4 protein-coding genes and 1 pseudogene are annotated in these 6,566 nt (G+C 73.0%); 4 read left to right on the top strand and 1 reads right to left on the bottom strand.

Going from position 1 to position 6,566, the window contains the following annotated elements; genetic code table 11:
• Positions 1–1,404: ABC transporter permease (locus tag Q1N79_RS07140; protein ID WP_300605804.1), on the top strand; the 1,404-nt coding region annotated here is incomplete at its 5' end.
• A 197-nt stretch (positions 1,405–1,601) separates the two neighbouring features.
• Positions 1,602–3,563: a hypothetical protein gene (locus Q1N79_RS07135; protein WP_300605802.1), complete on the top strand. Its 1,962-nt coding sequence runs from the start codon at positions 1,602–1,604 to the stop codon at positions 3,561–3,563.
• 51 nt (positions 3,564–3,614) lie between these two features.
• On the opposite strand, the gene Q1N79_RS07130 is transcribed toward Q1N79_RS07135, so the two are convergent.
• Positions 3,615–4,238 (bottom strand): hypothetical protein, encoded by a 624-nt coding sequence (locus Q1N79_RS07130; RefSeq protein WP_300605800.1) that lies wholly within the window; start codon positions 4,236–4,238, stop codon positions 3,615–3,617.
• Here Q1N79_RS07130 and Q1N79_RS07125 point away from each other — a divergent pair.
• Both Q1N79_RS07125 and Q1N79_RS07120 read left to right on the top strand, forming a co-directional pair.
• On the top strand, positions 4,225–4,854 hold the full coding sequence (locus tag Q1N79_RS07125) for a hypothetical protein (protein ID WP_300605798.1): 630 nt from the start codon (positions 4,225–4,227) through the stop codon (positions 4,852–4,854). The genes Q1N79_RS07130 and Q1N79_RS07125 overlap by 14 nt on opposite strands.
• A gap of 843 nt (positions 4,855–5,697) precedes the next feature.
• Positions 5,698–6,566 (top strand): annotated as a pseudogene (locus Q1N79_RS07120) (hypothetical protein); the annotation flags it as partial.

Below are 6,566 nucleotides of genomic sequence, written 5' to 3'. Positions count from 1 at the left end.
TACGGCCGGCTGAACGGGACCTCGGTGGGCGCCCTGACCGCCTGGCGGTACGGGGTGTGGGGCGCGCTGTTCGCCGTGCTGATGAGCGTGTTGATCGTGATCAGGCACACCAGGGCGGACGAGGAGGCCGGGCGCCTTGAGCTGATCGGCTCGGCCCGGGTGGGCAGGCAGGCGCCGCTGGTGTCGGCGCTGGCGGTCGCGGCCCTGGCCAACGGGGTGCTCACCGCGGTGCTGTGCGCGGTGCTGCCGGTCATCGGGCTGCCGGCCGCGGGCTCGGCCGCGCTGGCTCTGGCCATCGGCACCTGCGGACTGGCGTTCACCGGGATCAGCGCGGTGGCCGCGCAGCTCACCGCGGGGGCGCGGGCCGCCCGCGGGCTGGCGATCGGCGTGCTCGGCCTGGCGTTCCTCGCGCGGGCGGCCGGCGACTCGGCCGGGGCCGCCGGGCCGGCCTGGCTGACCTGGGTGCTGCCGCTCGGCTGGACGGAGCTGCTCCGGCCGTTCGCATCCGAACGATGGTGGGTGCTGGCGCTGCCGGTCTCCGTGTTCGCGGCCGGCACCTGGCTGGCGTTCGTGCTCGCCGCCCGGCGCGACCACGGGGCGGGCCTGGTGCCCGCCCGGCCGGGGCGGGCGGAGGCGTCCGCGCTGCTGCGCGGCCCCCAGTCGCTCGCCTGGCGGCTGCAGTGGCCGTCGCTGGCCGGCTGGGCGGCGGGCTACGCGTTCCTGTTCGCGGTCTGCGGCGCCGCGGCGAAGGGGATCGGCCAGCTCCTCGGCACGAGCAGCGCGCTGACGAAGGAGTTCACCCGGCTCGGCGGGCAGTCCGCGATCGTCAACGCCTACCTGGCCGGGCTGATGCTGCTGGCCGGCCTGGTGGCCGCCGCCTACGGGGTGTCCGCCGTGCTGCGCCTGCGGGCGGAGGAGACCGGGGGCCTGGCGGACCCGGTGCTGTCGGGTGCCCCCGGCCGGATCTGCTGGGGGTCCAGCCACGTGCTCGTGGCGGTCACGGGCAGCGCCCTGCTGCTCGCGCTGGCCGGTGCCGCGACCGGTCTTGGCTACGGCCTGCGCGCCGGTGACGTGGGCGGCGAGGTGGCCCGGATGCTCGGCGCCGGCCTGGCCCAGCTTCCCGCCGCGCTGGTGATCGCGGGGATCGCCGTCGCGGCGTTCGGCCTGTTGCCCGGCCAGTCGGTCGCGGTGGGCTGGGCGGCGGTCGGGCTGGCGGTCGTGATCAGCATCTTCGGCCAGGCGCTCCGGCTGTCCGGATGGGTGCTTGACGTCTCCCCGTTCACCCATGCTCCCCGGCTTCCCGGCGGGACCGTCGCGGCGCCCCCGCTGGTGTGGCTGTCGGTGATCGCGCTGGGGCTCGGCGCGGCCGGGCTGGCCGCCTTCCGCCGCCGCGACATCGCCTGACCGCGGGCTCGTCACCGGGTGCGGCGTGATCGGCACATATCGATGCGAAATGTCCAGTTTTGGGGCGATACGCACAAAAAGTTCCGGCGCGACACGCCGATATAGCGGTTCCGGTGGCGGAGGCCATTGTTTGTCGAGATGATGTTGTGACCTTGCCCGCAGGTACCAACAGCAGACACACAGAGGTGACCGCGACTATGAGGAGCGGATGGCCGCATACCCAGGATGACCATGGGAGACTTCCCCCGGATGGGCGGCAGGTACCGTTCGGTCCGGACATCTCATGGCCAACCGGGTACTCCGATCTGGAGTACCGAGGCGGCGACTACCGCTACCCGGCGTCCCGGCCGCCGGCGCCAAGCCACGGCGAGCACCCGTACGCCGCGGCCGGCGCGAGCGGGTACGGCACCGACCCGGGCGGCTACGCCCGGTCCGCCGCCGACGACTTCGGTTACGGCGACCCCGGCTACGCCAACCCCGGCTACAACGGCCCGGCGTCGCAGGACGCCGGGATCGCGGGCACCCGGACGGTGCGCGGATACGTCGAGCCAGGACAGCCGCCGCAGCCCGGCTACGGGCAGGCTGGCTACGTGCTGTCCGCGCCCACGGGTCCCGCGCCCGCGCGCGCGGGGTACGGGCGGCACGGGTACACCGGGCCCGGATACATGGAGTCGACGCGCATCGAGCTGGCTTACCCCCACCACGAGCCGCAAGGCTACGGGGGAGTCGAGGCCTACAGCGCGGCGGACACCTATCGGCAGCCGTGGGACTACGACCAGCCGCTGCGCTATGAGGGCGAAGAGCAGTCCTACCAGGCCGGCGGCGGCTACGCGGACTCGGGCGGTTACCCCGCCCTCGACTACCCGGCCCCCGGCGATTACGGCCGCGGGGGCCCCGGCCCCGCGCCGTACGACCCGGCCGACTACAACGGCTCGGCGTACTCGCGGCCGGGCATCGACGGCCCGGGCTATGACCTGTCCGGCATCATCGGGACCGGCGACTTCGAGGCCGTCGGCTACGACGAGCCGAGCTACGGCCGCCTGTCCTACGACGACCCGCGCTACGACCGCCCGCGCTTCGACGAGACGCGCTTCGACGTGCCCCGCTTCGACGAGACGCGGCTGGACAGCCTGTGGGCGGACAGCGAAGACATCCGGCAGGACGAACCTGTCGGGTACGGAAACGACGGGTTCGATACAGGCGGCCCGGATCGTTCGGGATATCCGGACTACGCGGCGGACGGGGGCGACGGCGGCGCGGACTTTGCAGGCCGCCGCCACCGCTTTGCCGACACCCGGTATGACCTGCGCGTCGATGACCTGGGCATGGATCACACCAGGTTCGACGTCCCGGCCTACGACGAGACGCGCATCGACAGCCTGCGGTCGCCGCGGTCCGCGCGGTCCGCGACCGGGCTGCTCGCGCCCGCCGACGACGAGCCGCTGGACTGGGACGAGCCCGGCGAGTTCGACTTCCTTGACCTGGATGACGACCGCAGGCAGGTGCCCGCCGCCTTCTCCCGGACGGCGCAGCGCCGCCGCGCCGGCGAGGACACCGGCACGCGGCGCGCGGCCGGCCGCCGCCGCGGCCGCAGCGGCGACCGCCGGCAGTGGATGGCCCTGGGGGCCATCGCGGTCGTGGCGGCAGGGGCGATCGGCGGTGTGCTGATGAAGTACGTGTTCTCCGGGCCGAGCGGCCCCGCGCACACGATCGTGGCGCCGGACCAGGTCGACGGGTTCACCCGCATGCCGAACCTGGAGAAGGAGATGAAGGTCAGCGCGCTGGCCAACGAGGTGATGAGCACGAGCGCCGGCCAGGCCAGCGACGTCGTTTCCGCCGTGTACCAGATGGGCAGCTCCGCCCCGGGCGGCGACGCGCAGATCTTCATGTTCGTGGGCGGCAAGCTGTCCAGCGCCGCGCCGGCCACGTCGATCGCCAACTTCACCCAGACCTACCCCGGCGCGAACGTCGTGCCGGCCGGGTCGCTGGGCGGCGAGGCGGCGTGTGCCGAAGCGCAGTCCAACGACCAGGGCGTGGCGATGTGCGTCTGGTTCGACAACGACAGCTTCGGTGAGCTCGTGTCGCCGACGATGACGACCGCGAAGCTCGCGACCACGCTGGACGAGGTCCGCCCGAGCCTCGAGCTCTACGCGAAGTAGGCCCCGCGGGGGTCTCGCCCCTCGGGCCGGACGGGCGCCCGGGCGTGCGGGTCAGCCTTCTTTCGCGTCCCCGTCGCCGGACTTGGCGGCTGGCGGGGGCTGGGCGGCAATGCTCCCGGCGGGGCGCCTGCGGATCGACAGCCGCGTGACGGCCAGCACAAACGCCAGCGCCAGCACGCCGAGGCCGATGAGCTGCGCGCCGGCGGTCTGCGCGCCGAGCGGCATCGCCGACGTGTTCGCCACCGTCCTCGCGCTGGCCTTCTGCTGCGCGGGGGTGGGCGTCGGGGCAGGAGACGACGGAGTGAGCGTCGGGAACAGGTTCCCCGCGTTGCCGCCGGGGCTGAGGGTGGAGCCAGTTCCGCTCACGTAGGGGAGCCCGCCGACCGGCAGCGGTGAGCTGCTCACGATGGGAAGGTAGGCGTCGACCGCCACGGTCGCGGACGCTTGCGGGTCTCTGGGCAGGTAGGCCGCGCTGGCCAGGACCGTCAGCCGCACGGCCGATACCGACGCGGTGAACGGCACCGTGACCTGCGCCTGAACCTGCCGCGGAGACGACTTCGCGTCCACCTGGCCGAGGTAACAGGAGGCGGATCCGTCGTTGCTGCCGCAGCCGAAGCTGAACCGCGGCGACAGGCTCGCGGGCGCGGCCGTCAGGCGGATGATGACGACGGGCACGTTCCCGCCTACGGTCCAGGCGCTTACGACCCACTGGGCCGCCTGGCCGCCGTCAATGCTGGCCTGGCTGCGCTGGACGGCGACGCAGAGGCTGACCGGCGCGGTCGCGGGGCTCGTGAAAGTGCCCGCTGGATCCTTCGGGTCGTTGGCCGCCGCGGACGTTACTCCCGGGTCGGCGGACGGTGTCGCGGCAGCGGACGCGGACGCGCTGGCCGGCGGACTGCTGGGGTCCGGGGAACTGCTGGCGGTCGCCTGGGAACTGCTGCTTGCCTCGGGGGAGCTGCTGCTGGCCGCGGGGGTGCTGGCCGGATCCGGGGAGCTAGTGGGCTCCTGGGAGCCGGTCGGATCCGGGGAGCTGGTGGGATCGGGGGAGATGCTGGTCACCGCGGTGGCCGACGTGGCGGCCGGGGCCGGTGAGGGATCGGGACTCGGGGTTGGCGATCCCGAGCCGTCCGAGCCCGTCGAACCGCTTCCCGACGGCGAGTCGCTCGGCGTGGCAGTCGGGCTCGTGCTCGGCGTGGGGCTCGTGCTCGGCGTCGGACTGTTGGTGGGGGTCGGGCTGTTGGCCAGGGTTGGGCTGGGCGGCACGGGGAGCCGCAACTGCTGGCACTGCTGACCGGTTCCGCTCACCACGGCCGCGGTCCGTGCCAGCGCGGCGGAGGCGGGCATGCCTCGCTGGGCTGCCGTGACCGCTACCGAAAACCCGGCGGCCGTCACGACGAGAACGCCGCATGTCACGAGGCCGACGGCAGCCGGTCGTACGTGCGTGAAACGCATGAGGCCTGCCCGTGCTGTTCGTTTGCTGCTGCGGAACGACTATTCAGTATGTGCGGTACGCCCCCATTGGACACCAGGCTCAGTGCCTGCCGCCACTGCAACTACTACCCAGCAGGTCGCAACCTGATCACGATGCGCGAAACCAGATCGGCCGACCTCTAACCTGGGGCGATGCCGGACGGCGGGCTGGTTCCCGCGAAGCTGCGCCTGGCAGCGGATCGCATCGCGCGGCAGGCGGCACCCCCCGGGCCGGCCGCCTGAGTTCGGCAAGAGTTCATCTCACCGACATGCGGTGGCAGGCGTCCGCGGCCCGGCGCGTCGCTCGATCTCTCCGCGTTGACAGGGATCTGCACGCTACGTGATCTATGTCACGCTTTGACCTTTTTCATTCACATCATCCCCTCATGTGATCGCTTGTTTACTTGTGTCAGATAGCACCCAGGCGTGCGATGGTTGCTCCCCCGCAACACGTCGCCTTGACCCGCGGCAACGTCCACGCCCCTGTCGTCGCTCTGGTGCGTCGCACCGGCCGACAGCGCCGAGGGTGATCGCAGCGCCTCCCGAGTGCGCGTACGACTCAAGGTTTACTCTCGTGTCCCCGCGTTTCAACGAAGCAGTTTCCTCGTCCCCCCAGTCTCGTATCGCCCGTCGGCTCGCTCGCAACCGCACACGGGTGTCGTGTGTGTCGCTCGCCGCCGCGACCGCCGCGGCGGCAGCCGGAATCGCCGTGGCCGGAGCGTTCGCCGGTTCCGCGCCGTGGACCGCCATGGCCAGCACGCTCGCGATGGACGGCGGCGGCCATGCCGGGCAGGGCCCCTCGTCTGTTCATGCCGCGTCTTCGCTCTACGGCTGGGTCACCGGGCTGGCGTGGCACACCCTGGCGGGCTCGGCAGCAGAGCGAGCCGACGGCGTCCGGCTCGATCCGCGGGACAATCCCGGCGCCCAGGGCATCGTCGGCAGCCTGGCGCTGGCCGCTCGCGCCCTGACGCAGGGCGACCGCGCGTCCGGCGACACCGGCACCGCGTCGCACACCGCACGCGCCAGCGGTAGTTCGGCTGCGGCGAGGCCGTCGGCCCCCCGCCCGGCAGCCCTGCACCCGACGGCTCCCCGCCCGCACGCGGCGCCACGCAAGCCAGCGCCGGCGCCGGTTCACCACGTGCAGGCTCCGGCCCCGCCGCCCCAGCCGTTCCTCGTCTACGACTCGGTGGATCCGAGCGCGATCCCCGCCGGCCAGCAGGTCGCCACCTACGCCACTGGCGCCTACGCCGTCCCGGCGTCCGCCGTGGCGGGACGCGGGCACGTGCTGTGGATCGACACGCAGGACACCGACCCGGCTGCGGCGGCGCTTGACGTGGAGCCGGGCGACGCGACCCCGTGGCAGGCCGCGGGCTGGATCGAGGCCAAGCTGAGCGCCGATCACAACACGGTGGCGATCATCTACACGATGATCGACGACTGGCAGGCGGTGAAGGACAGCGTGGCCGGCCTCCCGCAGTGGATGCAGGCCAGGGTCCGCTACTGGATCGCCGATCCCACAGGCGTGCCGCACGT

It is taken from the genome of Trebonia sp. (genome assembly GCF_030042015.1).
Lineage (GTDB): Bacteria > Actinomycetota > Actinomycetes > Streptosporangiales > Streptosporangiaceae > Trebonia.
Note: the sequence above shows the minus strand (reverse complement) of the source record. Positions and strands in the feature narration are given on the sequence as shown.

Bases quoted from the DNA above. Each gene is read 5' to 3' on its own strand.
- Q1N79_RS07135 (WP_300605802.1), top strand. From the start codon at position 1,602: ATGAGGAGCGGATGGCCGCATACCCAGGATGACCATGGGAGACTTCCC.
- Q1N79_RS07125 (WP_300605798.1), top strand. From the start codon at position 4,225: ATGACGACGGGCACGTTCCCGCCTACGGTCCAGGCGCTTACGACCCAC.